Origin of the sequence: Metabacillus niabensis, from assembly GCF_020524345.1 — a bacterium.
Classification (GTDB): domain Bacteria; phylum Bacillota; class Bacilli; order Bacillales; family Bacillaceae; genus Metabacillus; species Metabacillus niabensis_B.
The window spans coordinates 1-26,627 of sequence record NZ_JAIVLH010000028.1; the positions used below are offsets into that span (position 1 = coordinate 1).

Below are 26,627 nucleotides of genomic sequence, written 5' to 3' on the forward strand. Positions count from 1 at the left end.
ATTTGGTGATGATGGCGAAGAGGTCACACCCGTTCCCATGCCGAACACGGAAGTTAAGCTCTTCAGCGCCGATGGTAGTTGGGGGTTTCCCCCTGTGAGAGTAGGACGTCGCCAAGTAATATTTTTATTATCGCGGGGTGGAGCAGTCTGGTAGCTCGTCGGGCTCATAACCCGAAGGTCGCAGGTTCAAATCCTGTCCCCGCAACCAATATGGTCCGGTAGTTCAGTTGGTTAGAATGCCTGCCTGTCACGCAGGAGGTCGCGGGTTCGAGTCCCGTCCGGACCGCCATATAATTGATTGCTTGCGAAACATAGATGTTTCGTTTTTTTTATGTCCTTTTTTAGTTTGAAACACAAACTAAAAATTATAATAATTCCACCTTTAGAATTAATATGGTACGATAGAATGTGACAAACTTGGTTAAACTAATTATTAGTTTTCTACGACAAAATTACTTCCTTAGGAAATACTCCTAAGGTTTTTTCATAGGTAAAATATTAGGAATGTGGAGAGCAAAATGGATGAATTTGATTTTATAAATAAGGTAAAACCAGATCGTATCTTTCATCAAAATGTAAAAGTTGCTATTGGTGATGATGCCGCTATTTATGAATCTTCTCATGGTTTTCATCAAGTTGTTTGTGTAGATACAATGGTTGAGGGTGTTCATTTCCTTAGAAACCTATCTTCACCTTTTGAAATAGGGTACAAGTCGCTGGCCGTTAACGTAAGTGATCTTGCTGCTATGTCAGCAATACCTCTGTATTATTTCATTTCTCTAGCTGTACCTTCAAATTGGAATGAAGATGATCTTATTGAAATTTATGAGGGAATGAAGAAGCTATCAGAAGAATACGAAATGGATCTATTAGGTGGCGATACTGTTTCTACCTCAGATAAACTCGTGATTACTGTAACAGTCATCGGAGAGGTGGAAGCAGGTAGAAAAACTCTAAGGAGTAATGCTAAGAATGAGGATATCGTCTTTGTAACAGGAACAATTGGCGATTCTGCTGCAGGGCTAGCCATTTTATTAGGCCAAACTTCTATACATAATGAATCTTTAAAAATGTATTTTACAGAAAAGCATAAGATGCCAATTCCTCAAGTGAAGGCAGGAAGATTGATAGGCGAGTTAAAAAGAGCATCATTAAATGATATAAGCGATGGACTGGCAAGTGAATTAAATGAAATTTCTGAAGCTAGTCATGTCGGAATCACAATAGATGAAGATGCTCTTCCACTAAGTGATGAACTTTCAACATTACAGTCAACTTCTCTTCTTCAAGATTGGGCTTTATATGGTGGAGAGGATTATGAATTAGTTGGGACAACTTCACCAGATTCATGGGAAAAATTGAAGAAAGACTGTAATGAACTAGGGATAAAAATCACTAAGATAGGGTTCGTTGATTCCAGCCATAAAGAGGTAATGCTAAAATCAAAGAAACAAGAGTATATAAAACTTAAAAAATCAGGGTATAACCACTTCAAAAAAAGTTAAGGTGAGCAGAGTGGATCAAATTAAATTTATGACAAAAAGTACTGAAGATACTACGACTATTGCGCAATCTTTATCGAAGTTGCTAAACAAAAATGATGTGATTACTCTTGAGGGAGATTTGGGTGCAGGGAAAACAACTTTTACTAAAGCATTAGCAAAGGGGCTAGGGATAAGTCGAAATGTAAATAGTCCTACGTTTACAATTATTAAAGAGTATAGAGAGGGTAGATTGCCCTTGTATCATATGGATGTATATCGTGTTGAAGATGCGGATGAAGATCTTGGTTTCGATGAGTATTTTCATGGTAATGGTATTACAGTCGTAGAGTGGGCACATTTAATTGAAGAGCAGCTACCGAATGAACGATTAGATATAAGAATTCTTTATGTGGATGATACAACAAGGACAATTATAGTGAAACCTAGAGGGTCTCATTATGAGGAACTATGTAAGGAGTTAAGTGATGAATGCATTAGCTATAGACACGACGAATAATGTGCTTGGAGTAGCCATTGTCAATGGAGAAACGGTTATAGGTGAATATATAACAAATTTAAAGAAAAATCATTCTGTACGAGCCATGCCTGCTATTGAGGGACTACTTCATGACTGTGATTTTACACCGAAGGATTTGGAAAAAATAATTGTAGCGACAGGGCCAGGTTCATACACCGGTGTTCGTATTGGTGTATCGATTGCAAAGACAATGGCTTGGGCTCTAAAGATTCCTATTGTAGGTGTATCTAGTTTAGAAACTTTGGCTGCAAATGGCCGCTATTTTGACGGACTTATTTCACCGATTTTTGATGCAAGAAGAGGACAAGTCTATACAGGATTATATCAATATGATGAAAATAGTGATTTAGTGACGGTTCATAAAGATCAAAATTTACTATTAACTGATTGGATAGAGCACTTATATAAGAGTGATAAGAATGTTTTATTTTTAGGAAATGATGTTCATATCCACAAAGATACCATTATAGAATTGCTTGGTGACCGAGCTGTAATAGGCAATGTTTCTTTACATAATCCAAGACCTGCTGAACTAGGTCTAATAGGGATAAAAAGAGAAGCAACAGATGTTCATAAACTTGTACCAAATTATATCAGATTAGCTGAAGCAGAGGCCAAGTGGCTTGAGCAACAGAAATAAGATGGTGTCTACTGTGGAAAATCAATATACAATGAGAAAAATGCGAAAAGAAGACATTGACGAAGTTTATCAAATAGAATGTCAATCCTTTTCGGCACCATGGACAAAAGAGTCCTTATATTATGAGCTTGAGCAAAATTTATTTGCAAAATATATAGTTGTTGAACATGAGAAACAAGTGATAGGTTACTGTGGATTGTGGGTGATAATGGATGATGCCCAGATTACCAATATTGCGGTCCATCCTAATTTTAGAGGAAAAAGAATAGGTGAAGCTCTATTGAGATTTGCTATGCAATTAAGTAGGGAAATGAAGGCACAAAGATTGTCATTAGAGGTAAGGGTATCTAATCATATTGCTCAATCTTTATATAAAAAAGTAGGGTTTGAACCTGGTGGTATAAGAAAAAATTATTATACAGATAACCAGGAAGATGCTTTAGTAATGTGGGTGAATTTAATATGAGTCAAACTGATCAATATATATTAGGAATTGAAACAAGCTGTGATGAAACCGCCGCAGCCATTGTTAAAAATGGACGAGAGATTGTAGCGAATGTTGTAGCATCTCAAATTGAGAGTCATAAGCGATTTGGTGGTGTCGTCCCGGAAATCGCATCTAGACATCATGTTGAGCAATTAACTATTGTATTTGACGAAGCAATGAAACAAGCTGAGCTTTCGTTTGAAGATATTTCAGCTATTGCCGTGACAGAAGGACCCGGTTTAGTGGGAGCTTTATTAACAGGTATAAATGCAGCTAAAGCTTTAGCTTTCTCACATTCTATTCCATTAGTAGGTGTTCATCATATTGCTGGGCACATTTATGCAAATCGTTTGATCCAAGAATTAGAATTTCCTCTACTTGCCTTAGTTGTATCCGGAGGGCATACTGAATTAGTTTATATGAAGGAACATGGACACTTTAAGGTGATAGGTGAAACCTTGGATGATGCTGCAGGTGAGGCATACGATAAGGTAGCTAGAACAATTGGTCTTCCATATCCGGGAGGTCCTCATATTGATCGTTTAGCCCATGAGGGACAGGCAACTATTGATTTTCCGAGAGCATGGCTGAGTGAAGGCTCGTTTGACTTTAGCTTCAGTGGATTGAAGTCAGCTGTAATTAATACATTACACAATGCTAAGCAGAAAGGCATAGAACTTGATCCAAAGGACGTCGCTGCTAGTTTTCAGGCAAGTGTTGTGGATGTATTAGTAACCAAAACAGCACAAGCTGTGGATAAGTATAAAGTGAAGCAACTATTATTAGCAGGTGGAGTTGCAGCAAATAAAGGTTTGCGAACAGCGTTGGAAAAGGAATTTTCTCAAAAAGATGAGGTAAAGTTAATTATACCGCCTCTATCCTTATGTACTGATAATGCAGCAATGATTGCGGCGGCAGGCAGTATATTATTTGATAAGGGAATGAGAAGTGATTTAGCACTTAATGCTAATCCTGGCTTAGAGCTTAACTCATCCTATTAATTGATACAAAATTGGGCAGGCCTTATTCGGGTTCTGTCCCTTTTTTCGGTATTTTTCGACAAAATGTTGAATTTCCATAGCAAATAAGTCAATGTTCACCGAGATTTGGTTAAGCACAGAGTTATCCACAGGATGTGCACGTTTTTTTGTAGAAATGTGTAAAAGAATTAAAAAAGCTGTCAAATCAATGAAAAATCCTATGTGAATAACTTGGACAAAAAAATGAAAATTTGTGGATAATGTGTATAAGTCTGTTGATATGTTGGAAATAGAGGATTTATTATGTGGATAAATAAGTGGATTGTGTATAACATGATTTTAATTTATTTGGAATGATAAGAAGTTTGTCGAAATAATTACTTTACCAATTGTCGAAACAAAAAAACAGCGAAAATGGTTCGCTGTTTTTAATGTAACTGTTCCCACTCAGTCATTAGTTGCTCTAAATCAGAATTCAGTTGTTCATTTTCTATATTAATTTTTTGAACTTGCTCATGATCTTGATAAATAGAAGGGTCGCAAAGTAGAGCTTCGTTTTTTTCAATTCTTTCTTCAATTTCACTAATGCTTTGTTCTATTTCTTCAATTCTTCGTTGCTTTTGACGTTCGAGTTTTTTTAGTTCTTTTTCTTGCTGGTAGTTTAGTTTTCCTTCTGATGCAGATGAACTGATTTTATGAGAAACGTTGTTTTTCTCTTCTTCCGCAAGTCGCTCTAGCTCTAATATTTCTTCTTTCTTTGTTAAAAAATAATCATAGTCACCTAAGTACTCTGTTAGATTATGACTTGATAATTCAAAAACCTTTGTAGCAATGCGATTTATAAAGTAACGGTCGTGTGAGACAAAAAGTATGGTTCCTGGAAAGTCGATTAAAGCATTCTCCAGTATTTCTTTACTATCTAAATCTAAATGGTTTGTTGGTTCATCAAGAATGAGGAAATTAGCTTTTTGAAGCATAAGCTTAGAAAGTGCCAGCCTTGCTTTTTCTCCACCACTTAGTGTTGAAACAGGCTTTAACACATCATCACCTGAAAATAGAAAGTTACCTAGCACGGTTCGAATTTCCTTTTCTGTTTGCTGTGGATATTCATCCCATAGCTCGTCCAACACACGTTTATTTGATGTTAAATCAGCTTGCTGTTGATCGTAATATCCAATTTGTACATGTGACCCTAATGAAAAGTTACCAGTTAATGCATCAAGCTTTTGGACAATAGACTTTAACAAAGTTGATTTTCCAATACCATTTGGCCCAACAAGGGCGATTGAGTCACCTCTTGATATAGAAAAAGAGATATTTGAGATAATAGGGTGGTGTTTATCGTAAGAAACAGAAATATCTGTTGCTTTTAACACATCATTTCCACTTTGTCTTTCAATATCAAATTGAAAGTTTGCTGATTTTTCATCTCCAAGAGGTTTACTCATTAACTCCATTTTTTCCAGCTTTTTTCTACGGCTTTGTGCAAGCTTTGTTGTGGATGCTCTTGCTATATTACGCTGAATAAAATCTTTGAGTTTTGCCACTTCTTCTTGCTGTCTTTCAAAGCTTTTTACTTCCTTTTCATAGTTTTCAGCCTTTTGTTTTAAATAGTTGCTATAGTTTCCAATGAACCTTGTGCTCGTATTTCTGCTAATTTCATAAACTTGATTAACAATTTTGTCGAGGAAATATCGGTCATGTGAAACAATTAAGATAGCCCCTAGGTAATTTTGTAAATATTGTTCCAGCCAAGTTAAGGTTTCGATATCAAGGTGGTTTGTTGGCTCATCCAAAATTAATAGATCCGGTTTTGTTAACAATAATTTACCTAAAGCTAACCGTGTTTTTTGGCCGCCACTTAAAGAAGAGATTTTGGTTTCCGGATCAAAGCTGCTAAAACCTAAACCATGAAGGACGGAACGAATATCTGCTTCATACTGATAACCGCCTTCCTCTTTAAATTTCACTTGAAGTTTGTCATACTCTTTTAATAGTTGTTCAAACTTTTGAGTTTCGCTGTTAGGATCTACAGTTGTCATTCGTTGTTCAAGTTTACGCATGTCTTCTTCCATTGATTTTAGATGCTTAAAAACTAAATTCATCTCATCCCAAATAGATAATTGTGATTCTAAACCAGTATCCTGCGCCAAGTAACCAATTGAAACATCTTTTGGTTTAATAATTTCACCCGAGTCGTAAGACATTGCGCCGGAGATTATTTTTAAAAGAGTTGATTTACCCGCACCATTGCGGCCGACAAGAGCAATCTTATCTCTAGTTTGTACTTCTAGCTTAATATTCGATAAAATAGGATCAGCACCAAAGTATTTACTAAGTTGATTTATTTGTAACAATATCATTGTATTCACCTCTACTAATGCTTTTAGTGTAGCCTAATCATGCCCTTATAGGCAACATTGACTGATTTCAAATTGAAAGAACTTGAAGAGAAACTCTTCTTAAGGGTGATGAAAGACAAAAGTTGAAGAGATAGAGTAGGAAAGATCTCTCATGAGGGGGATGAAAGAAAAAAGTCAGTGAGATCACCCAAGTAAAGTACTTTTAACGAAGGAAAACGAACAAAAAACAAATCTATTAATTGTCACAATAACAAAACAGACAGATGCAAAAAAATAGTGTATAGTCTAGGTATAAGGGGATCTGTATATGTCAGAGTTTACTCATTTTAATGATCAGGGCAGAGCAAAGATGGTTGATATTTCTGCCAAAGAAGAAACAGTTAGAACAGCTCTTGCTAAAACCAGCATAACTGTCACCGAAGAAGTATATAAGAAAATCACAAATCATGAGATAGGCAAGGGTGATGTTTTATCCGTTGCCCAGGTAGCTGGAGTTATGGCTGCTAAACAAACTTCAAATGTTATTCCGATGTGTCACCCAATTTCAATTAAAGGTGTTAACGTTGAATTTGAATGGATAGTTAACGATCCTGATTATACTTTATGTATTTCTGTTACTGTCAAAACAAAAGGAAGTACAGGTGTTGAAATGGAAGCGTTAACCGCTGCAAGCATTACAGCACTTACTGTTTATGATATGTGTAAAGCAGTTGATAAAGGTATGATCATAGGAGAAACCTATTTAGTTGAAAAAACAGGTGGCAAAAGTGGTGAATTTTTAAGAAAAGAAATATGACAATATCTATTGTCATGTGTTTTGTTTGAATGTGAGGGATCAGATTGAATATAGACCAAACGAAAATACCGCAGGCAACAGCAAAGAGGTTGCCGTTATATTACCGTTTTTTGAAAAATTTACACTCATCAGGGAAGCAGCGTGTGTCTTCAGCTGAGCTAAGTGATGCTGTAAAGGTAGATTCTGCAACGATTCGGAGAGATTTCTCATATTTTGGAGCGTTAGGGAAAAAAGGGTATGGTTATAATGTGAATTATCTGTTATCCTTTTTTAGAAAAACACTAGATCAGGATGAAACAACAAAGGTCTGTTTAATAGGAGTAGGTAACTTAGGTACCGCCTTTTTACATTATAATTTTACTAAGAATAATAATACGGTGATTTCTTTAGCTTTTGATGTAGCACAAGAAAAGGTAGGGACAGAAATTGGCGGAGTACCTGTTTTTCATTTAGATGATCTTGAAACACAGCTTCCAGATGATGTAACAGTGGCCATCTTAACTGTACCGGCTGCAGTAGCGCAATCCATTACCGACCGATTAATTACAAAAGGCATTAAAGGAATTTTAAATTTTACACCTGCTCGAATTAATGTTCCTGATGAAATTAGAATTCACCATATTGATTTAGCGGTTGAACTTCAGTCACTTGTCTACTTTTTGAAACATTATCCAAATGATGAAAAATAACAGCACACAAAGGAGATGGATTTAATGCCAAATGTAGGAATCGGAAGCCTTTTATTGATTGTTTTTGTTGCACTTCTTATTTTTGGACCAAAGAAATTGCCACAGCTGGGAAAAGCAGCTGGTAATACATTACGAGAATTTAAAAATGCTACAAAAGGTTTAGCCGATGATGATGACGATGATCAAGATGCTAAGCAAAAGAATAAAGAAGAGGTAAAGTAAGATAGGATGGAACCCGATATGAAACACGATGAAATGTCGGTCATTGAACATATAACAGAACTGAGAAAACGACTCGTCATTGTTGTCGTTTTCTTTTTCTTAGCTGTTATTGCCGGTTTTTTACTTTCAGGACCGATCATTAAATATTTACAGCATACAGACGAAGCAAAATCATTAACATTAAATGCATTTAATCTAACAGATCCATTGATGGTCTACATGAAGTTTGCTTTTATTATTGCATTTGTTATTACATCGCCAATCATTTTGTACCAGCTTTGGTCTTTTGTAAGTCCAGGTCTATATGAGAAGGAGAGAAAAGTAACCTTAAGCTACATACCGATCTCAGTTTTCCTTTTTTTATTGGGTTTGGCATTCGCATACTTTATTCTCTTTCCATTTGTTATTGATTTTATGGAAAGAATATCGAATGATCTGGATGTAAACCAGGTAATTGGAATTAATGAATATTTTTCTTTCTTAATTCAATTAACTCTTCCATTTGGATTACTTTTTCAATTACCGGTTGTTATTATGTTCTTAACAAGATTAGGAATCGTCACACCGATGTTTTTATCAAGTGTACGGAAATATGCTTATTTTGTGTTATTAGTTATCGCAGCACTTATTACACCACCTGAATTAGCTTCACACTTGATGGTTTCTATCCCTCTATTTATCTTATATGAAATTAGTATTTGGGTTTCGAGAATCACATATAGAAAATCACAAAAATTGAGATTTGAAGAGGAAAATAAAAAATGAGACTGTCAGTAGTCTCATTTTTTTATGTTCATTTTTTTAATTTTTCTAGATAAACGAAACATCCGAATGGAAACACCAATATCGAATGTAGCAATAAGCATCAATAAGATTGTCGGAAAAGTGAAAATGCCTTCTTTTGCACTGTTAATCGCTAAATAGATAAACAGCAACCCCATAATCAAATAAAAAACAGCCATAGAAATAGGGTTTGTTCTCATGTTAAAAAGCCTCCAATAATGACTTGCATTTGTTCCATTTGCTTCATCATTCTTTCAATATCCTCTTGAAACGCAATTTGAAAAACAACGACCATTGTATTCATTGAAACATGTGCAAAGATGGGGACGAGTATACGCTTCGTTTTCACATAAAGAAAAGCAAAGGTAAAGCCCATCGAACCGTACAACAACACATGCTGTGGTTCACCATGCAATAGAGAGAAGATGAGTGAACTGATTAATGCTGCAATGAAAAAGTTTGTTCTTGTATATAGTACGCCAAAAAGGATTTTTCGGAATATGATTTCTTCAAGAATCGGGCCTATAATGGATGTAACAACCATGACTAAAGGAAAGAGCTCAATAATACTTACAATTCTTTGAGTATTTTCCGAACCAGGATCCACTCCAAAAATATTAACTTCAATATTAGCGGCTACACCTTGTACAAAAATAGCTAGGAAAAACCCAATAATTGCCCAACCAATGGAAGCACCTACAGAAGCTGGTTCTCCACGAAAACGGTTTTCCTCATGACGTTCATTTCTAAGGAAAAAGAGAATAATTAAGAACGTAAGTGTAAAGCTAAAGATTGTCCAATAGGCAAATCTCTCTACATTTGTCTCCCCGATGTTCAATAAGTCAAATAGCTTGATTCCCAGATAGCCTGACAACTGAAGAATCATATATGCAATTATAATAAACCAATATTGCTTTTTCATGTAAACCTCCTAAGTAAAGCACAAACCTATCTGTTTAGTTAGTCAGGTATATTGTAACATACCCTAATGTTATCCTATGTATGATACCCCATATGAATGAGACAAATTAGTGAAGAGTTCACTTTTTGGCAGCGCACTCATTCAAAATTTATAATTAATAGATAAGTTGAAAACTTCTAATAAAAATTTTAAACTTCATACTTGAAATTAAAAGAAAACTTATATATTATATTAATTGTGTTAGCACTCAAAGGTTGTGAGTGCTAATAAAAAGGAAAAATAATCATTTATTCAAAGAATTTGAGGAGGTTGTTTCACTTGTTAAAGCCATTAGGTGATCGCGTTATTATCGAGTTAGTTGAATCAGAAGAAAAAACTGCTAGTGGTATCGTCCTTCCGGATAGTGCGAAAGAGAAGCCACAAGAAGGTAAAGTAGTTGCTGTTGGTACAGGTCGTGTACTAGATAGTGGAGAGAAAGTAGCTCTTGAAGTAGCGGAAGGCGATCGTATCATCTTCTCAAAATATGCTGGTACTGAAGTGAAGTATGAAGGTACTGAATACTTAATTTTACGTGAAAACGACATTTTAGCTGTTATCGGATAATAAACAGCACACATAATAGATTAGTTAAAAATTTGAGGAGGTTTTGTAAACATGGCAAAAGATATTAAATTTAGCGAAGAAGCTCGTCGTTCAATGCTTCGTGGTGTTGATGCTTTAGCAGATGCGGTAAAAGTAACATTAGGACCTAAAGGACGTAACGTTGTATTAGAAAAGAAATTCGGTTCTCCTTTAATCACTAACGATGGTGTAACAATTGCGAAAGAAATCGAATTAGAAGATGCTTTCGAAAACATGGGTGCTAAGCTTGTTGCTGAAGTTGCGAGCAAAACAAACGATGTTGCTGGTGACGGTACAACAACTGCAACTGTTTTAGCTCAGGCTATGATCCGTGAAGGATTAAAGAACGTAACTGCGGGTGCTAACCCAATGGTTGTTCGTAAAGGAATTGAAAAAGCTGTAGCTGTTGCATTAGAAGAGCTTCAAGCTATTTCTAAACCAATTGAAGGAAAAGAATCTATTGCACAAGTTGCTGCGATTTCTTCAGCTGACGAAGAAGTAGGTCAATTAATTGCTGAAGCAATGGAGCGCGTAGGTAACGACGGAGTTATCACAATCGAAGAATCTAAAGGCTTCTCTACTGAACTAGAAGTAGTTGAAGGTATGCAATTTGACCGTGGTTATGCATCTCCATACATGGTAACTGATTCTGACAAAATGGAAGCAGTTCTTGAAAACCCATATGTATTAATCACAGATAAAAAAATCACAAACATTCAAGAAATCTTACCAGTGTTAGAGCAAGTTGTTCAACAAGGTAAGCCACTATTATTAATCGCTGAGGATGTAGAAGGTGAAGCTCTAGCAACTCTAGTAGTGAACAAACTTCGTGGAACATTCAACGCTGTTGCTGTTAAAGCACCAGGCTTCGGTGATCGCCGTAAAGCAATGTTAGAAGATATTGCGATCCTAACTGGCGGTGAAGTAATCACTGAAGAATTAGGCTTAGACCTTAAATCTGCAACAATCGATCAATTAGGACGTGCTTCTAAAATTGTTGTTACAAAAGAAAACACAACAATCGTAGAAGGTGCTGGCCAACCTGATCAAATCTCAAGCCGTGTAGGCCAAATCCGTGCTCAAGTAGAAGAAACTACTTCTGAGTTCGATAAAGAAAAATTACAAGAACGTTTAGCTAAATTAGCTGGCGGTGTAGCAGTAATCAAAGTTGGTGCTGCAACTGAAACTGAATTAAAAGAGCGCAAACTACGTATCGAAGATGCTCTTAACTCTACTCGTGCTGCAGTAGAAGAAGGTATTGTTTCCGGTGGTGGTACTGCTCTAGTAAACGTATATAACAAAGTTGCTCAAATTCAAGAAGAAGGTGACACTCAAACTGGTGTTAACATCATCCTTCGTTCTCTTGAAGAGCCAGTACGTCAAATCGCACACAATGCAGGTCTTGAAGGCTCTGTCATCGTTGAGCGCTTGAAAAATGAAAAAGTTGGCGTAGGCTTTAACGCAGCTAACGGAACATGGGTAAACATGTTTGAAGCTGGTATCGTTGACCCAACTAAAGTAACTCGTTCTGCACTACAAAACGCAGCAAGTGTAGCAGCTATGTTCTTAACAACTGAAGCTGTTATCGCTGACAAGCCTGAAGAAGGTGGCGGCGGCATGCCAGATATGAGCGGCATGGGCGGCATGGGTGGAATGGGCGGCATGATGTAATAAGCCGTCTCAACCCTTGATATGATTGGGTTTGTTGGTAAGGTGAGAGTGGTTTGCTAACATTGAGGATTTTAACGGAGGCCTCTCATGAGTTCGATGAACTTGTGGGAGGCTTCTTTTTTCATTATTTTTTTACAGGTCTACATCCTTTGTTAATTTATCATCGGAAAAGTCAATACTTGTTGAATCACCTCTGGTTTTATTTAGTTATTTAAAGGAACAAAGAAAGAAGTGTTTTAGAAAAGTGATTCTATCTAGTGGCGGCTTCGAAGAAATAGATTAAAATGCTTCTTCTTTTTCAGGACCCCTCCGATTAAACCTTCCTTTTTGTTCTTTTTCAAAGTATTCGTCATAAGCAATTATTTTTTAAATGCTTCCCTTTATTGTTGAAGTGGCTTATTTTTAGTTAAGCTAAAAGTTGTTGACATTTAAGAAAGCTCGTTATATTATTATCTATAAATGAATATCAGAGCTTTATAAGGATTGTTACTGAAAGCAGGCAAGACCTTATTTTTATGTAAACGTTAACCATGTAGTTAATAGTTAACGTTTACATGAAAATAGGTCTTTTTTGTGTGCGGAAAAGTTAATTCAAAGGAGGGGGGACAACTTGAAAATTACTAGAGTTATAAACAATAATGTCATTTGTGCGGTAAATCCCCGACGTCAGGAACTAATACTTTTAGGCAATGGAATAGGCTTTCAAAAGAAAAAAGGGGACCCAGTAGATATAGAAAAAATAGAAAAAGAATTCTATTTAAAATCAAAAAATGTTGCAGGAAAGCTATATGCATTACTTGCTCAAATTCCAATGGAGTATATGCGTGTTTCAGAGAGTATTATTAAGACTGCTAAATTAGAACTTAAAGCAGAATTAAATGATAATATATATATAACATTAACGGATCATATTAGTTTTGCAGTAACCCGATACAAAAATGGTGTAGAATTTAAAAATGGGTTATTGTGGGAAATAAAGAAGTTTTATGCTTCAGAATATAAGGTTGCTCTTAAAGCTTTGGATATTATTAATAGAGAATTTAATGTAAATTTGAAAGAGGATGAAGCAGGAGCTATCGCGCTTCATATTATTAACGCTGAATTAGGATACGATATGGAAGGAACTGTTAAGATTACGCAGTTCATTCAAAAGATTTTAAAGATAGTAAGATATTATTTTAAAGTCGATTTAGATGAAGATTCTTTATATTATGTGAGATTTATTACTCACTTGAAATTTTTTGCTTATCGTTTGTTCAGCACTACAAACATTCCTATAGAAAACAGTGATATCGATTTCCAAGAATTAATTAAATCAAAGTACAAAGAGGAATACCAATGTAGTTTGAAAATCAGAGAACAAATAAGACAAGTTTATGGAAAAGAACTAACCGATGAGGATCTGATATATTTAGCTGTTCATATTAGACGAGTTACAATTAACTAAATTATATTACACATTTAAATATTAGACATTAACTAGGAATGTTACTGATTAAGCAGGCATGACCTAGGGTCCCGATATGTAAAGAGACACGATCACTATTCTTTACATTCCGGGACCCTAGGTCTTTTTTTTATTTATTTAAATATGGGAGGATTATATGGACTATCAAAAAACAGCTACCGATATATTAAATCATGTCGGTGGGGAAAAAAACATTGAGCATGTCACACATTGCGCAACGAGATTACGCTTTAACTTAAAAGATGATTCCAAAGCGGACACTGATTCAATTAAGAAGATAAATGGCGTATTAGGTACTGCAAATAGTGGTGGACAGTATCAAATTATTATTGGAAGTAATGTAAACAATGTTCATGATGAACTGATTAAGTTGGGTAATTTTAAAACCGATACCACTGATAACTCAGGTAATAAGAAGAGAGGTTTTTCGCTTATTTTAGATACACTATCCGGTATTTTTACGCCTATCTTACCAGCAATGATAGGCTGTGCAATGATTAAGGCATTGCTTGTGATCTTGAGTGTCACTTCTTTAATATCTAAGGAATCCGAAATTTTTACCATTTTAACATTTATTAGTGATTCAGCTTATTATTTTCTACCAATGTTATTAGCTTGGAGTGCTGCAGTGAAATTTAAAGTAAATGTTGGATTAGCGATTGCACTTGCCGGTGTATTGTTACACCCTACTTTTTCAACATTGTTGAGTAGTGAAGACGCAATTACATTTTTAGGTATTCCTGTTACTAAAGCTACCTATGGCTCTTCCGTTATCCCAATTATTTTGGCTGTTTGGGTCATGTCCTATGTGGAGAAATTTGCCGATAAGGTTTCGCCTAATATAGTAAAAACAATCGTTAAACCTCTGCTTATCATTTTAATCATGGCACCATTAACTTTAATTACTATCGGCCCACTAGGAGCAATAATAGGTAACTATGTTGCGGAATTCGTAGGTTTTGTTAATACGAACATGGGTTGGTTAGTCTCAGGTATCGTTGGGGCAACATTTCCTTTCTTGATTATGACAGGTATGCATTATAGCTTAGGTCCTATTGCAATCACAGCTTATACAACAACGGGATTAGAACCAATTGTAGGACCGGGTATGTTAATCCACAGCCTTGCTCAAGGTGGAGCTGCGTTAGCAGTTGCTTTGCTAACAAAGGATAAGCAGGTTAAACAAATTGCAAGCTCTACCAGTGCAACAGCTGTACTTGGTGTTACAGAACCTGCACTCTTCGGGATTGCACTAAGATTTAAAAAGGCGTTAATCGCTATTGTTGTTGCAGGAGCAGTCGGTGGGATTTATGTTGGGTCCTTCGGTGTTGCACGATCTGCAATGGGTATAACGGGGCTAGCTACTTTGCCTGCCTTTATTACAGAAGATCCTTATAATTTATTACATGCTGTAATTGGTTGTGCGATAGGCTTTTTAGTAGCTTTCGCAATGGTATTTATTTTAAGATTTAAGGATGCAGACGAAGAAGAGACTCTAGAGAAAAATGAAGAAAATGAAATAGTGAAAACTCATCAATCACTAGTTAAAAATAGTGTTCTTACATCACCATTAAAAGGTGATGTAGTGGAATTAAATAATGTTAAGGATGAAACTTTTTCAAGCGGAGTTTTAGGAAAGGGTATTGCTATTCTTCCTAAAGAAGGACGCTTATTCTCACCTGTAAAAGGTGAAATAACCACTATATTCCCTACTCTACATGCTATAGGAATAACATCCGAAGACGGGGTCGAAATGTTAATTCACATAGGCTTGGATACTGTTAAATTAGAAGGAAAGTATTTTAAAGCCAAAGCGAAGAGTGGCGATCAAGTAAACGTTGGCGATTTATTAATAGAATTTGATATAGATGGAATTAAAAATGAAGGCTATGATTTAATTACTCCAATTATTGTAACTAACACAAATAAATATCTGGATGTTCTAACCACAGAAAAGGAAACAATTGATACAGAAGAAATACTATTAACGATTATATTTGATCAGTATACGTCTGAGAGGGGAAAAGAAAATGAATAAAAAAAATGTATTACCTGTTGATTTTATGTGGGGAGGAGCCACTGCAGCGAATCAATATGAGGGCGCTTGGAACGTAGGAGGTAAAAAGGCAAGTACAGCGGATGTTATGACTGGTGGGTCGCATACGACTCCAAGACGTATTACTAAACATATAGAAGAAGGAACCTATTATCCTTCCCATGAAGCAGTTGACTTTTATCATCATTATAAAGAAGATATTAAATTATTTGCTGAGATGGGATTTAAATGTTTTAGAATGTCTATTGCTTGGTCAAGAATATTCCCGAATGTTGATGATAAAGTAGCAAATGAAGAAGGGCTTAAATTCTACGACGACCTCTTTTCTGAATTGAAAAAATACAATATTGAACCTATTGTAACCATTTCTCATTATGAAGCTCCTTTTGCTTTAACTGAAAAATATAATGGCTGGACATCTAGAGAGGCCATTGATCATTATGTGCGCTATTGTAATACACTTTTCACGCGTTATAAAGATGTAGTCAAGTATTGGATAACTTTTAATGAGATTAATAGCTTAATGGTTCCTGCAGGTGCATTTATAGCTGGAGCATTGTTAGTAGATGACAGTGGCATTTTTAACAATATAACTGTTGATAGCTCTCAAATGAGATTTCAAGCATTACATCACCAACTGGTTGCTAGTGCAAAAGCAGTGAATATAGCTCATCAAATTAATCCGGATTTCAAGGTTGGGTGTATGATTAATTATAGCTTGGGCTATGCAAGCACATGTAATCCTAAAGACATTATCAAAGCTCAAAAGCAAGACCAAATTAATAATATGATTTGCGGGGATGTGCATGTTCGTGGGGAGTATCCAACATTCACAAAGCGTTATTTTGAGGAAAGCAATATTAAAATTGAGATGGCAGAAGGGGATGAAGAAACACTAAAAAATGGCTGCGTGGATTTCTATACGTTCAGTTATTATAAGTCTCATGTTGTTGGGACTCGCCCCGAGGGTGATGTAACGCAAGGCAATGTATTTGGTGGATTTAAAAACCCTTACTTAAAAGCTAATGACTGGGGATGGCAAATTGATCCTGAAGGACTACGATATGTACTGAATCATGTGTATGACCGTTACAAAATCCCAATGATGGTTGTTGAGAATGGTTTAGGTGCTGTTGATATTGTAGAAAAGGATGGAAAAATAAACGATGATTACCGTATAAAGTTTCTTAGAGAACACATTGAACAAATGAAGGAAGCGGTATATGATGGTGTAGAATTAATAGGATATACTCCATGGGGTTGTATTGATATAGTTAGTGCATCAACAGGAGAAATGAAGAAACGCTATGGCTTTATCTATGTAGATAAAGATAATGATGGAAAAGGTACTTTAAATAGACGTAAAAAGAAAAGTTTTGATTGGTATCAGCATGTAATAGCGACAAATGGAGAGGAAATATAATTAAAGCATTAGCTTCGGCATAATTATATTGAAAAACTTGTTCGCAAGTACCAACAAACTACTTATAATCAGGATTGGTAGTTTTGTCTAAATCTTAATATATAAGGTAACGGGCAATGTTCCAAAATCCCTTGAGACAAGAGCAACAATCAAATGATCCATTTTAAAACATGGGGAAGGTTGAAGAAAGTCAGCTAACTGACCTATCTGAAAAAAACCCATTTACTAAGCAACAGAATTTAAATAATATAGGTGAAAATAATATAGTCGGCACTCATGGTGTTAACCCTCAATGGAACCAATTATTAGAAGAAGCAAGATTAAAAGCAACTGGAAAAAGGGGAGGACTTTCGGGCAAGGGATTTAACATAAAAGCGATAATAACGATGTCAGTAAATGTAAAGGGTATGCAGGATATGATGAAATTGGAGGCTGGCCAAGTCAGTATATGTTTAGAATACCTTGAATTCGAGTCTTATAGAAAAGGGGGCGATTATGGAGTAAAAGATAATCGCTCCCATTAAGTAAGATAATAAAAAACTCTACTTTAAGTTCATTCGGTTTTGTCTACTTCTTCATAAGGGATTTTGCTATGAGTTTTCACAGGATTTCCTCAGTAATAATGTAAGGGATGGTGACGCCTTTATTTTTTATAAATTTCTCATTATATTATTTAGAATATCATAAACCAATGGGAAACTAGTGAAACCATCTTCTTCTAGAAAATGCCCCCCCTTTTCTACAGGATAAAATGATGTATCCAATTGTTTTGATAAATTTTTACTTAATTGAATAGGAACAATATAGTCATCCTTTGCAGCAATAACAGCACGTGAATTAGTTGCTGAAATTATTTTTTTATAATCCACTATTGTAACAGTAAATGGATTTAGTGAAGGTAACGATGATAATGGTTCTGAAAAGCCAGAAACAATAATAAAGCCTCCAAAACTTGGTAACGGATCTAATTGATCTAGGTAATTCAATAGTGTGATAGACCCTAAGCTATGTGTTACAAAATAAGTTTTGTTATTTACATTCTTTATTTCATTAGTTAATGTGTCCAACCATTCTTCTTTATTTGGATCAGACGAATTTGGCATATGAAGGACCGAAACTTGATTACCATCTGCTATTAATTTTTCTTTTAACCATGGGAACCAATGATTTGCTGGTGAAGCCCCATATCCATGGATAATATATACTTGCTTTCCCATTTCTATACTCCTTTCTTTTTATAATACAAAAACAGTATATTACTGATCCAAACCTATATGAAAGTAGACTGCTTTTGCTTGAGGTTCAACCAATGACCTCATCGTAAGATGAGACATAACATAAGTTTCCCTATGCTTCTAAATATAGACCCTTACCTTCGGAAGTTCGTCAGTTCCTATCTCAAAGAACAATCCTCACCATTCGCTATACCGAACAAGGGCGGCATCCAGCTCACAGGCCAATAGGAATCATCTAATTCTAGAAAAGATAGCTACGTTGTAAGGGACTTGGAAAGCAAGGATATAGTAATCATTTAAGAGTCGGATACATCATTATATCCGACTCTTTCTCTACTTTTATTAATATAAGAATTTGTTAATCTAAATTTCAATTCAATCGAGATTTAAATGCATATAATTTCCCGTTATAAACAAACATGAATCCAATGATACTTAATGCTAACAGTACCCAAGAAAAACTTCCTGCACCAGACTGATTTAGTATTAATCCACCTAGGACGCCACCTCCGGCGACAGAAAGATTAAATATGGTTACAAAAATAGATTGAGCCACATCTGCATTGTCTCCAGCAGCGTCTGCCATCGCTGTTTGCAATAATGTTGGTGCTCCACCAAACGTGAGTCCCCAAATCGCTATGGAAAGAAAAATCAACCAGGGTATTCCACTTGATATACCTAACACGAGAGAACTGGCAGCAAATGCGCCCAAACTCATGAGTGTTATTAATCGTAAGTGATGGTCAATAAATAACCCGATTACCCAAATACCAATCATTGATGAAATACCAAATATAAATAATGCAACACCAACAAAATCTCCCAGTTCAACATGAGCCATATAGGGTGCAATATATGTGTAGAGGATATTATGTGCTAAAATCCATACGAATACGACACATAATATTGGACGGATGCCAGGTAATTTGAAAATTTCATATAGTGACTGCTGTTTCTCAGCAGGTTGTCCTGGATAATTTGGGACTTTCATTGTTATCCATATAATTAAACAAAATGTCACCACACTAATCAGTAGAAAGATAGTCTGCCATTCCAAATACATAGCCAACCAAGTCCCAAGAGGTACACCTAATGACAAAGCGATTGGCTGCCCTGTACCGGCAATCGCTAGAGCCCGGCCTTGTAAAGATGGTTTCACCATTCGACGGGCATATCCAGCTACTAATCCCCAAAGTAACCCAGTTGCCATCCCAGCAATGAAACGTAAAATTAAAGTCAGTACATAATCATTCGATAACGCTGTTAATGTGTTAGCGATAAATAAGATACATAGTGCCATCAATAACACTTTCTTTCTATGCCAACCTCGTGTCAATGTAACCAATGGAATTGCTGAAACCACAGAACCAATCGCAAAAAGTGTGACAAATTGGCCCGCTAATGCCTCTGAAATACTTAGCCCTACACTAATTTGAGGAAGCAGTCCAGCTGGAATGGTTTCTGTCATAATCGCAAGAAAACTAGCGACTGACAGTGCAATTAGATTCCCTATCGGTAGTTTATCTTTGTAATCTGTTTCTTGGTGTTCTAAAGTCATATCTTTATTCACTTTTCCTTCCTACTAAACCTGAAGCGGCCATATCCTTCTCTCCTTAACCTTCATTTATTGCACGTTGAAAACGTCCAATCACATCAAAAATAGAAGTTACTTCTTTACAATACGCTTTAACCAGAAGGTAAAATCACTAGATCGCCTTGTTCTGACGGCTGTTTAGTTCCTTGAACAGGTGCGTCATAAAATATTAATTCATGTTCATCAGCAAATGATATCAATTCATTTATGTGCAATCCGACGGCACTCATTTGAATCCAGAGTGTTGCTTTTGATAATCTATGTTCTACCGACTGCATCACCTCCAATACAGGCGGGCCATCCTTAAGAAAACTGTAATCACATCTGTACCTTGTATCGCTTCCTTTGCAGAATCATATACATTTATCCCATCAGGCGTGCCCATAATCCCTGTACATAGTAACTGTTTTTACTGCAGTTTCTAATTTATTTTGATTAACCATTAATATTCCTCCTTATTTTGATGACTCCATTATGATGGGAGAAGAAATGATTTTGGGAATAAAAATTAAACTTTGTATCGATACAAATGGAGCATAATAAAAGATGGTTGAAGTAATTGCATGGTAACCTTATTGATAATAAAGAGGTGAGATCATATGAAGAAACATCAGGCAGTAGCAAACCAAATTTTAAGTTATATCGAACATGGAGTGTACGAGAAACGACTTCCATCTGTAAGGTCATTAATGGATGTTTTTGAAGCCAGTCAAGTGACCATTACAAAGGCACTACAACATTTAGTAGAAATGAATCGGATATATGCAAAACCAAATGTAGGGTATTTTATTATTTCAAGGAAACGAAATGATAATGCTTTTAATGGGGTATATGATTTTTCTACAGCCTCTACTTCATGGACGGATTTTCCTTTAGACAGTTATGCTCAATGTTTAGAAACAGCCATTAAAAATGAAAAAACAGAATTATTTACCTATGGGCGAACTGCCGGTAATGAAGAACTGAAATATTTATTTCAAGGATTATTAGAAGAGAATCAGATTTTCACGAAAAAAAAACAAATTATGATTACAAGTGGTACACAGCAGGCCCTGCATATTCTTTCTTTAATCATGATGTCGCATAAAGAATCGATTATCATAGAACAACCCACTTACCATCAGATGATTAATCTTGTTGAAAGGTTGCCTTTAAATTATGTTACTTTTCATCGTGATTTCAACCAGATTAATTTAACAAAATTAGAAACAGCGATTGAAAAACATCGCCCTAAGTATATTTATCTGATGCCACGGCTCCATAATCCACTCGGAACAACGATGAGTGCACAAGAAAAAAAGAAAATTTTAGAACTTTCAACAAAATATGATTTTCACATCATAGAAGATGACTATTTAGGAGATTTTGAAGGAAATAGCAGATACAAAACGCTTTATGAAATGGATACAAACCAGCGCGTAGTCTATTTAAAAAGTTTCTCTAAAATTATGTTCCCAGGTCAACGGCTGGGAATCGCGGTCTTACCTGAACAAATGATTGAAGTTTTCCATAGCTTTAAAGAAATTATTGATATCCATACTAACGCCTTAAGCCAAGTAATCATGCAGACATTTATAGAAAGTGGATTATATGCGCACCATAAAGATAAAATTGTATATAGGCACCAACAGAAAGCAAATACGCTCCGAAAAGCATTATGTACACACTTTTCAGAGTACCAATTTAATGATAATCATCAAATGCATACAGTTATCAAACTACCGAAACAAATCAATATGAACATACTGCATGAAGGGTTAACAAAACGACATATTTTAGTCGATGATTATAAAAGCAATTACTTAAATGGATATAAACAGAACTATAAATTTATCAAACTAAATACAACCAGTATCCCAGAGAATAAAATTAATAAAGGTGTTCAACTCATTCAGGAAGCAATAGAAAATAGTAAAGGGCTTTGATATCTCATGACTTTGCATCACAAAGCAAGAGGATTCTTTTCCGAATAAAATTATCAGCCAATACTCCAGTAAAGGGCTGTATGTGAATAGGTAGTCTCTCGAGAGCTGCTACTATTCCCATACTCAGCGGTGATCCGGTGATTGCCAATACAATCAATGGGAGTACAATTAAATATATTTGATCGCCGAAAAAGGAATCTAATTTACCGCCAATAAATCTAAATACTTGAAAATTCTTTTTGAACTCAGGAACTTTTTCTTTCGATTCCACTTTTACTGCTGAATCATTCATAAGCTTCTCCCTTACTCAAATAATTAGAAAGTATGTGTTATTTTGAATTCGAGTCTTCCGTTAACGGAGGTTTTTTATATAAGAGTGCCTCACTTATAATGTGAGGCATAGATGATTGAGATTTGAAAGGGGAGACCATGGGATAGTGAAATTTGAGACCAAAAGGTTAAAGTTTCGTAAGTAGAGAAATCAGCGAAATTCCAAACATGCTTACCAATAAAGGTATCAATGCTGTTAAACACTTCATGGTTGATGCGGAGATATTCGTTTTGAAACTCCTCGGTAAACAAGACTGGCACCACTTCATGGAAGCCAGCAACAGTATTTGCCCCGTATTCTGTCATTATGATATTCACCACACTTGGAAGATATGGGCGATATGCCTCTTGCATATATAGTTAAAAACCTTCATATTGGAAGGAAGGAGGTGCGATATGCGACACGATATACAACCAAATGAACGAGCATTCTCTTCCAAAGAAGTGGCGGAAGAAGTGGGAATTGCAACTCCCACAGTTCGAAAGTATGGACAAATTTTGGAGCGGAATGGATATGAATTTTTGAAAGATGGCGACAGGCGTATCTTTGTTCAATCTGACATTAGAGCACTTATAGCGTTACGCGATACGGACAAGCCCTTGGACGATACAGCTAGAGAGCTTGTGGCTCAACAAAAAGAAAGATTAGAAGCATCAGATGAAACAGACATAGCGATAAACGATACATATGAAAATTTATCATACGACCCTAATCAAGTAAAAGAAGCTCTAAGGTTTTTAGTGAATGAGCTTGCTGCAGCACGTGAAATGAATGTCCAATTGACAAACGATATATCACAGCTTAAAACACATGTTTCCCAACTCCAACAAGATCATCATGTAATAAGTTCAAGCATCGCAAATTCAGCACAACGAACGAATACTAAAATTGAAAAATTATCGGAACAACAAAATATTCATTACGAAACATTACTGCAGCAAGAAAAACAAAGAAGTGAACACTTACAAAAAGAATTACAAAATATGCGGGAGGAACAGAAAAAAGAATGGAAGTTACAAAACGATTTTAATAAACGCTTAGAAGTATCAATACAACAACCTAAAGAAAAATTTGGATGGCTTTTCTCCTTATTTAGAAAATAAAGTACAAATGGATATTATCTAATACTATTTTCAGAAATAGTATTAGATAAATAGCTGGATAGAGTGGCTCTTTTTGGTTGTTGTACCGCTGGGCGATATATCTTGTAAATAAGCCCAATAGCTTTACGTTTTAATAGAAATGGTGGATCGATATGCGATATATCATTTACAAATGATAAAACGACTTTTTGTTACAAGAAGTTAGGAGTAGAAGTGGGGAATCAACACCTTGTTTGTCTGTATGGTCATATCACAGGGCGATATGTATATGTTCAAACGGTATCAGGGAGCGATATAGAGGTTGCAAACAAGTTATATTCCCAGCGTGAAATAATCAAAAACAGAAATTCATTTGTTCTGACAATTGGACATACTATTTTTCAAATTCCAACAAATTCCCGGGAAATATCTGCAGATTCAGAGTCGATATTTGACAAAATAAGAGATATATAAAGTTTTATATTTTGTAAAACTCGCAAGGAAATGAGAAAATTTTACCTACTTAGGGCACAAAACTCCGTTGCGAGTTTTTGATATTTCAGCAAAAGTGCCGTATCCCGTCAGAAAAACCAATATGGTATGAGATTAGTGTCTCCGATTGTTCTGATGGGAGTCCATGTTTCCGCTGTTCCGAACCCACCGTTTCATCGGATAATCCTTCCCTTACCCCGATAGTAGCTACTATAAATTTTATATTATCTATCCTTTTTCTTACTATATCAAAAAAAATTCAGTACTTTAAATGAATTTCTTTACTCTTTATACTATACAAACAAGGTTATTTGTTTGACTATTCAGATAGTCATGAACAACTTGAAGGCTTTTTAAAACCTATTGATTTGCTCTCAGTCTTATTTAGAGAAATATAAACATTTTTAGCGATTTATATCTTCTCTAGCAACAATTTTTTCCGTTATCAAACTAAAATTCATAGGAGTGTTTCAAAATGAAGTATCGTCGTTTAGGGAACAGCGGGTTGAAAGTTAGTGAAATTGGGCTTGGAAGCTGGCTAACCTATGGGGAAACAGTAGGAAATCAACATGCCATTGATTGTATTCATCAAGCATACGATCTTGGTATTAATTTTTTCGATACTGCAAACGCATACAATGGAGGTGAAGCTGAGAAAGTGGTTGGTGAAGCCCTCAAATCTTATTCTAGAGAAAGCTATGTGCTTGCTACGAAAGTGTTTTTCCCGATGGGAGATGGTCCGAATGACCGAGGTCTTTCACGAAAACATATCATTGAGCAATGTGATGCGAGTTTAAAACGATTAGGTGTTGATTATCTCGATCTTTATCAATGTCATCGATTTGATGAAGAAACGCCAACAGAAGAAACATTACGTGCATTAGATGATTTAGTTCAGCAAGGTAAAATTTTATATTATGGTGTTAGTGAATGGACAGCAGCACAGCTAACTGACGCGGTTCATATAACAAAAGAAAAAAATCTACGACCAATTATTTCAAATCAACCAATCTATAACATGCTTGTACGCTATATTGAAAAAGAAGTTTTACCGGTTTCTGAAAAGGAAGGAATCGGACAGGTTGTCTTTTCCCCATTAGCACAAGGAATTCTTACAGGTAAATATAAACCAGGTCAAGAGATTCCTTCCAACACGCGTGCAGCTAATGAAAACATCAATCGTTGGATTAAAAGCTACTTAAATGATGAAGTGTTAGAACGAGTTGCCCGTTTGGAAGGAATTGCGAATGATTTAGGTATTAAATTATCTCAATTAGCTGTTGCCTGGATCTTAAGGCAACCCGGTGTTAGTTCCGCAATTGTCGGAGCAAGCCGTCCCGAACAAGTAATTGAGAATGTGAAAGCTTCTGAAGTTGAGCTTTCTAATGATGTATTAACCGATATTGAATCTATTTTAAAAGAAATTGATGGATTTGTACCTATTTGGTAAAGGGTGAGCGAATTCAGCTTATATTATCTTTTTTTACTAATTGTCAGGTTAAAATGAAATAGTCCATTAGGAGTGATGAATCAATGGAATATCGTTATCTAGGGAAAACTGGTTTACAAGTAAGTGAACTTTGTCTTGGAACCATGACATTAGGTCGTGAAACCAATGAAAAGGATAGCTTCAGTATTTTAGACCGATATGCTGAAGAAGGCGGGAATTTTATTGATACTGCTGATGTCTATACTCGAGGTGTCTCAGAAGAAATCGTCGGAAAATGGTTAAAGACTCAAAATCGTGATGACTATGTTGTTGCAACAAAGGTTCGTTTCCCTATGGGTGAAGGACCAAATGATGTTGGGTTGAGCAGAAAACATATTATTTCCGGTGTTAAAGAAAGCTTACGGCGTCTAGGAACTGATTATATTGATCTTTATCAGGTTCATGCATGGGATCCTCGAACACCTTTAGAAGAAACGTTAAGCACGTTAAATGATCTTGTTCGTGAAGGTCTTGTACGTTACATTGGAGCAAGTAACTTTAAAGGGTGGCAGCTTCAAAAAGCAATAGACTTAAGTAAACAAAAAGGTTGGGAACAATTTGTTTGCCTACAACCTCAATATAATTTGTTATGTCGTGCTACCGAATACGAATTGATTGATGTTTGTGAAAATGAAGGATTAGGCGTCATCCCATGGAGTCCGCTGCGCGGTGGATGGTTAAGTGGTAAGTTTACACGTGACATGGTTAAACCGCCAGAAGATTCTCGTATATCTGTTGCTGAAGAAAAAGGTTATAGTGAGACATGGGATAAGTATAATAATGATTTTACGTGGAATTTGTTAGATACGTTATATAGTGTTGCAGAAGAAGCCGGTAAGACTCCGGCTCAGACAGCAATCAACTGGCTTCTAAACAGTCGCGGAGTTACGGCCCCAATTATCGGTGCACGTACAATGGAACAGCTTGAAGCTAACTTAGGCTCTGCTGGATGGTCCTTAACGAAGGGGCAAATCAAACTCTTAACTGAAGCGAGTGAATTGTTTGTAAGCTATCCTTATGATATTGATGCATTAAATCAGCGCACCAGAGGTAGAGAATAAGAGGAGGTTGTGCTGGTTTCATGAGCTTCCTTAGTTCCCTAAAGAATAGTAATCAAGGCTTCTCAAAAGTTCACTGATCTTTTGGGAAGCTTTTTTCTTTTTACTTTTCTCACAAAGATATGATCAAGGTGCACTTGTTAAATAAGAAGTTGAAACCTAAATAGGTTTTCGTAAGAATGCTAGTCTAGGATAAGGAAATTGAACTATAGATTTATATCAAATAAGTCATTACCACTTTACTGTTTCTGGTAAAATAGGAAATAGGAGGAGTTGTT

Annotated in this window: 26 protein-coding genes, 2 tRNA genes, 1 rRNA gene and 2 pseudogenes; 23 read left to right on the plus strand and 8 right to left on the minus strand. The window is 35.8% G+C overall.

Annotated features, from left to right (window positions below; all coding sequences use genetic code 11):
• Position 1 precedes the first annotated feature (1 nt).
• The 8 genes from rrf (at position 2) to tsaD (ending at position 4,150) form a co-directional block, all read left to right on the plus strand.
• Positions 2-117, plus strand: a 5S ribosomal RNA gene (rrf, locus tag LC095_RS23150).
• Positions 118-131: 14 nt separating this feature from the next.
• A tRNA-Met gene (locus tag LC095_RS23155) sits at positions 132-208 on the plus strand.
• Positions 209-212: 4 nt separating this feature from the next.
• Positions 213-289: transfer RNA gene (locus LC095_RS23160), tRNA-Asp, on the plus strand.
• 229 nt (positions 290-518) lie between these two features.
• Complete coding sequence (gene thiL, locus LC095_RS23165) at positions 519-1,505, plus strand: thiamine-phosphate kinase (protein ID WP_226530367.1); 987 nt, start codon at positions 519-521, stop codon at positions 1,503-1,505.
• Between the two features lie 28 nt (positions 1,506-1,533).
• Complete coding sequence (gene tsaE / locus LC095_RS23170; protein ID WP_226530368.1) at positions 1,534-2,001, plus strand: tRNA (adenosine(37)-N6)-threonylcarbamoyltransferase complex ATPase subunit type 1 TsaE; 468 nt, start codon at positions 1,534-1,536, stop codon at positions 1,999-2,001.
• Complete coding sequence (gene tsaB / locus LC095_RS23175) at positions 1,970-2,662, plus strand: tRNA (adenosine(37)-N6)-threonylcarbamoyltransferase complex dimerization subunit type 1 TsaB (protein WP_226530369.1); 693 nt, start codon at positions 1,970-1,972, stop codon at positions 2,660-2,662. Before tsaE ends, tsaB begins: the two co-directional genes overlap by 32 nt.
• Positions 2,663-2,675: 13 nt before the next feature.
• Positions 2,676-3,128, plus strand: coding sequence for a ribosomal protein S18-alanine N-acetyltransferase (gene rimI / locus LC095_RS23180; protein ID WP_226530414.1), 453 nt, complete (start codon positions 2,676-2,678; stop codon positions 3,126-3,128).
• The gene (tsaD, locus tag LC095_RS23185; RefSeq protein ID WP_226530370.1) at positions 3,125-4,150 is read left to right on the plus strand and encodes a tRNA (adenosine(37)-N6)-threonylcarbamoyltransferase complex transferase subunit TsaD; all 1,026 of its coding nucleotides are present in this window, start codon (positions 3,125-3,127) and stop codon (positions 4,148-4,150) included. Before rimI ends, tsaD begins: the two co-directional genes overlap by 4 nt.
• A gap of 407 nt (positions 4,151-4,557) precedes the next feature.
• Here tsaD and LC095_RS23190 read toward each other — a convergent pair whose 3' ends face one another.
• Positions 4,558-6,492: an ABC-F family ATP-binding cassette domain-containing protein gene (locus LC095_RS23190; protein ID WP_226530371.1), complete on the minus strand. Its 1,935-nt coding sequence runs from the start codon at positions 6,490-6,492 to the stop codon at positions 4,558-4,560.
• A 307-nt stretch (positions 6,493-6,799) separates the two neighbouring features.
• On the opposite strand from LC095_RS23190, the gene moaC reads away from it, so the two are divergent.
• The 4 genes from moaC to tatC are packed head-to-tail and all read left to right on the plus strand — an operon-like array spanning position 6,800 to position 8,964.
• On the plus strand, positions 6,800-7,288 hold the full coding sequence (gene moaC / locus LC095_RS23195; RefSeq protein ID WP_226530372.1) for a cyclic pyranopterin monophosphate synthase MoaC: 489 nt from the start codon (positions 6,800-6,802) through the stop codon (positions 7,286-7,288).
• 44 nt (positions 7,289-7,332) lie between these two features.
• Positions 7,333-7,977, plus strand: coding sequence for a redox-sensing transcriptional repressor Rex (locus LC095_RS23200; RefSeq protein WP_026561987.1), 645 nt, complete (start codon positions 7,333-7,335; stop codon positions 7,975-7,977).
• A gap of 24 nt (positions 7,978-8,001) precedes the next feature.
• Positions 8,002-8,199 (plus strand): twin-arginine translocase TatA/TatE family subunit, encoded by a 198-nt coding sequence (locus LC095_RS23205; RefSeq protein WP_026561986.1) that lies wholly within the window; start codon positions 8,002-8,004, stop codon positions 8,197-8,199.
• An 18-nt stretch (positions 8,200-8,217) separates the two neighbouring features.
• Positions 8,218-8,964: a twin-arginine translocase subunit TatC gene (gene tatC, locus LC095_RS23210; protein WP_226530373.1), complete on the plus strand. Its 747-nt coding sequence runs from the start codon at positions 8,218-8,220 to the stop codon at positions 8,962-8,964.
• Between the two features lie 14 nt (positions 8,965-8,978).
• On the opposite strand, the gene LC095_RS23215 is transcribed toward tatC, so the two are convergent.
• Both LC095_RS23215 and LC095_RS23220 read right to left on the minus strand, forming a co-directional pair.
• Positions 8,979-9,182, minus strand: a complete 204-nt coding sequence (locus LC095_RS23215; RefSeq protein WP_026561984.1) for a YdiK family protein — start codon at positions 9,180-9,182, stop codon at positions 8,979-8,981.
• Positions 9,179-9,904: a CPBP family intramembrane glutamic endopeptidase gene (locus tag LC095_RS23220; RefSeq protein WP_226530374.1), complete on the minus strand. Its 726-nt coding sequence runs from the start codon at positions 9,902-9,904 to the stop codon at positions 9,179-9,181. Before LC095_RS23220 ends, LC095_RS23215 begins: the two co-directional genes overlap by 4 nt.
• A 318-nt stretch (positions 9,905-10,222) precedes the next feature.
• Here LC095_RS23220 and groES point away from each other — a divergent pair, with 318 nt between their 5' ends.
• From groES to LC095_RS23250, 6 genes are all read left to right on the plus strand, one after another.
• Positions 10,223-10,507 (plus strand): co-chaperone GroES, encoded by a 285-nt coding sequence (gene groES, locus LC095_RS23225; RefSeq protein ID WP_026561982.1) that lies wholly within the window; start codon positions 10,223-10,225, stop codon positions 10,505-10,507.
• A 51-nt stretch (positions 10,508-10,558) separates the two neighbouring features.
• Positions 10,559-12,196, plus strand: a complete 1,638-nt coding sequence (gene groL, locus LC095_RS23230; protein ID WP_226530375.1) for a chaperonin GroEL — start codon at positions 10,559-10,561, stop codon at positions 12,194-12,196.
• 610 nt (positions 12,197-12,806) lie between these two features.
• On the plus strand, positions 12,807-13,643 hold the full coding sequence (gene licT / locus LC095_RS23235; RefSeq protein WP_226530376.1) for a BglG family transcription antiterminator LicT: 837 nt from the start codon (positions 12,807-12,809) through the stop codon (positions 13,641-13,643).
• Positions 13,644-13,800: 157 nt separating this feature from the next.
• Positions 13,801-15,702 (plus strand): beta-glucoside-specific PTS transporter subunit IIABC, encoded by a 1,902-nt coding sequence (locus tag LC095_RS23240; protein ID WP_226530377.1) that lies wholly within the window; start codon positions 13,801-13,803, stop codon positions 15,700-15,702.
• Entirely contained in the window at positions 15,695-17,143 is a 1,449-nt protein-coding gene (locus LC095_RS23245; protein WP_226530378.1) for a 6-phospho-beta-glucosidase, read from the plus strand. Before LC095_RS23240 ends, LC095_RS23245 begins: the two co-directional genes overlap by 8 nt.
• Positions 17,144-17,313: 170 nt before the next feature.
• Complete coding sequence (locus LC095_RS23250) at positions 17,314-17,667, plus strand: hypothetical protein (RefSeq protein WP_226530379.1); 354 nt, start codon at positions 17,314-17,316, stop codon at positions 17,665-17,667.
• Between the two features lie 126 nt (positions 17,668-17,793).
• On the opposite strand, the gene LC095_RS23255 is transcribed toward LC095_RS23250, so the two are convergent.
• The 3 genes and pseudogenes from LC095_RS23255 to LC095_RS23265 all read right to left on the minus strand — a co-directional run.
• Complete coding sequence (locus tag LC095_RS23255) at positions 17,794-18,360, minus strand: RBBP9/YdeN family alpha/beta hydrolase (RefSeq protein WP_226530380.1); 567 nt, start codon at positions 18,358-18,360, stop codon at positions 17,794-17,796.
• 388 nt (positions 18,361-18,748) lie between these two features.
• On the minus strand, positions 18,749-19,948 hold the full coding sequence (locus tag LC095_RS23260) for an MFS transporter (protein WP_226530381.1): 1,200 nt from the start codon (positions 19,946-19,948) through the stop codon (positions 18,749-18,751).
• A gap of 116 nt (positions 19,949-20,064) precedes the next feature.
• Positions 20,065-20,274 (minus strand): annotated as a pseudogene (locus LC095_RS23265) (NAD(P)-binding domain-containing protein); the annotation flags it as partial.
• Positions 20,275-20,571: 297 nt separating this feature from the next.
• Here LC095_RS23265 and LC095_RS23270 point away from each other — a divergent pair.
• Positions 20,572-21,897: a PLP-dependent aminotransferase family protein gene (locus LC095_RS23270; protein WP_226530383.1), complete on the plus strand. Its 1,326-nt coding sequence runs from the start codon at positions 20,572-20,574 to the stop codon at positions 21,895-21,897.
• Between the two features lie 4 nt (positions 21,898-21,901).
• Here the strand turns inward: LC095_RS23270 and LC095_RS23275 are convergent, their stop codons facing one another.
• Positions 21,902-22,189: a hypothetical protein gene (locus LC095_RS23275; RefSeq protein WP_226530384.1), complete on the minus strand. Its 288-nt coding sequence runs from the start codon at positions 22,187-22,189 to the stop codon at positions 21,902-21,904.
• A gap of 179 nt (positions 22,190-22,368) precedes the next feature.
• Positions 22,369-22,539, minus strand: a pseudogene (locus LC095_RS27320) (glycoside hydrolase family 2 TIM barrel-domain containing protein); the annotation flags it as partial.
• 84 nt (positions 22,540-22,623) lie between these two features.
• Between LC095_RS27320 and LC095_RS23285 the strand changes: the two are divergent.
• From LC095_RS23285 to LC095_RS23305, 4 genes are all read left to right on the plus strand, one after another.
• Positions 22,624-23,331, plus strand: a complete 708-nt coding sequence (locus LC095_RS23285; protein ID WP_226530385.1) for a hypothetical protein — start codon at positions 22,624-22,626, stop codon at positions 23,329-23,331.
• 213 nt (positions 23,332-23,544) lie between these two features.
• Positions 23,545-23,784, plus strand: a complete 240-nt coding sequence (locus LC095_RS23290; protein WP_226530386.1) for a hypothetical protein — start codon at positions 23,545-23,547, stop codon at positions 23,782-23,784.
• A 493-nt stretch (positions 23,785-24,277) separates the two neighbouring features.
• Positions 24,278-25,252, plus strand: a complete 975-nt coding sequence (locus LC095_RS23300; protein WP_226530388.1) for an aldo/keto reductase family protein — start codon at positions 24,278-24,280, stop codon at positions 25,250-25,252.
• A gap of 83 nt (positions 25,253-25,335) precedes the next feature.
• On the plus strand, positions 25,336-26,352 hold the full coding sequence (locus LC095_RS23305) for an aldo/keto reductase (RefSeq protein ID WP_226530389.1): 1,017 nt from the start codon (positions 25,336-25,338) through the stop codon (positions 26,350-26,352).
• The last annotated feature ends 275 nt before the right edge of the window (positions 26,353-26,627 follow it).

Excerpts from the sequence above, each read along its gene's own strand:
- thiL (WP_226530367.1), top strand. The coding sequence starts at position 519 with ATGGATGAATTTGATTTTATAAATAAGGTAAAACCAGATCGTATCTTT.
- tsaE (WP_226530368.1), top strand. The coding sequence starts at position 1,534 with ATGACAAAAAGTACTGAAGATACTACGACTATTGCGCAATCTTTATCG.
- tsaB (WP_226530369.1), top strand. The coding sequence starts at position 1,970 with ATGAATGCATTAGCTATAGACACGACGAATAATGTGCTTGGAGTAGCC.
- tsaD (WP_226530370.1), top strand. The coding sequence starts at position 3,125 with ATGAGTCAAACTGATCAATATATATTAGGAATTGAAACAAGCTGTGAT.
- LC095_RS23190 (WP_226530371.1), bottom strand. The coding sequence starts at position 6,492 with ATGATATTGTTACAAATAAATCAACTTAGTAAATACTTTGGTGCTGAT.
- moaC (WP_226530372.1), top strand. The coding sequence starts at position 6,800 with ATGTCAGAGTTTACTCATTTTAATGATCAGGGCAGAGCAAAGATGGTT.
- LC095_RS23205 (WP_026561986.1), top strand. The coding sequence starts at position 8,002 with ATGCCAAATGTAGGAATCGGAAGCCTTTTATTGATTGTTTTTGTTGCA.
- tatC (WP_226530373.1), top strand. The coding sequence starts at position 8,218 with ATGAAACACGATGAAATGTCGGTCATTGAACATATAACAGAACTGAGA.
- LC095_RS23215 (WP_026561984.1), bottom strand. The coding sequence starts at position 9,182 with ATGAGAACAAACCCTATTTCTATGGCTGTTTTTTATTTGATTATGGGG.
- LC095_RS23220 (WP_226530374.1), bottom strand. The coding sequence starts at position 9,904 with ATGAAAAAGCAATATTGGTTTATTATAATTGCATATATGATTCTTCAG.
- groL (WP_226530375.1), top strand. The coding sequence starts at position 10,559 with ATGGCAAAAGATATTAAATTTAGCGAAGAAGCTCGTCGTTCAATGCTT.
- LC095_RS23240 (WP_226530377.1), top strand. The coding sequence starts at position 13,801 with ATGGACTATCAAAAAACAGCTACCGATATATTAAATCATGTCGGTGGG.
- LC095_RS23245 (WP_226530378.1), top strand. The coding sequence starts at position 15,695 with ATGAATAAAAAAAATGTATTACCTGTTGATTTTATGTGGGGAGGAGCC.
- LC095_RS23250 (WP_226530379.1), top strand. The coding sequence starts at position 17,314 with ATGGGGAAGGTTGAAGAAAGTCAGCTAACTGACCTATCTGAAAAAAAC.
- LC095_RS23255 (WP_226530380.1), bottom strand. The coding sequence starts at position 18,360 with ATGGGAAAGCAAGTATATATTATCCATGGATATGGGGCTTCACCAGCA.
- LC095_RS23270 (WP_226530383.1), top strand. The coding sequence starts at position 20,572 with ATGAAGAAACATCAGGCAGTAGCAAACCAAATTTTAAGTTATATCGAA.
- LC095_RS23275 (WP_226530384.1), bottom strand. The coding sequence starts at position 22,189 with ATGAATGATTCAGCAGTAAAAGTGGAATCGAAAGAAAAAGTTCCTGAG.
- LC095_RS23285 (WP_226530385.1), top strand. The coding sequence starts at position 22,624 with ATGCGACACGATATACAACCAAATGAACGAGCATTCTCTTCCAAAGAA.
- LC095_RS23300 (WP_226530388.1), top strand. The coding sequence starts at position 24,278 with ATGAAGTATCGTCGTTTAGGGAACAGCGGGTTGAAAGTTAGTGAAATT.
- LC095_RS23305 (WP_226530389.1), top strand. The coding sequence starts at position 25,336 with ATGGAATATCGTTATCTAGGGAAAACTGGTTTACAAGTAAGTGAACTT.